At 49.6% G+C, this 355-nt stretch carries 1 protein-coding gene; it reads left to right on the forward strand.

Annotated features, from left to right (window positions below):
* On the forward strand, positions 1–355 hold a 355-nt coding region (locus AAEY75_RS14295), incomplete at both ends, for a cytochrome d ubiquinol oxidase subunit II (RefSeq protein WP_352259936.1).

Here is a 355-nt window from a genome sequence, read left to right on the forward strand (position 1 = left end):
GTGGTATTTTGTTCCCCTTTGCCGGCTCAGACAAAAACCGTAGCCGTATGATGAACTCTATTGCTCCCTTTTGGGATGGTAATGAGACTTGGTTGGTATTGGGTGGTGGTGGTTTGTTCGCTGCTTTCCCAGTGGCTTATGGCATCATCATGACCGGTTTATACCTGCCTGTGACTGCCATGCGATTTGGTCTTATTATGCGCGGAGTGGCGTTTGAGTTCCGTTTCAAAGCCTCTTCACGTCGTCATGTATGGGATACGTTCTTTTTCGTCGGCTCAGTAGTGGCGACATTCTCGCAGGGTATTATGCTTGGGGCGTTGGTGCAAGGCTTAGAGGCGAGCAATCGTCTGTATAC

The sequence above is a fragment of the Psychrobacter sp. TB55-MNA-CIBAN-0194 genome, assembly GCF_040309505.1.
GTDB classification, from domain to species: Bacteria; Pseudomonadota; Gammaproteobacteria; order Pseudomonadales; family Moraxellaceae; genus Psychrobacter; species Psychrobacter fozii.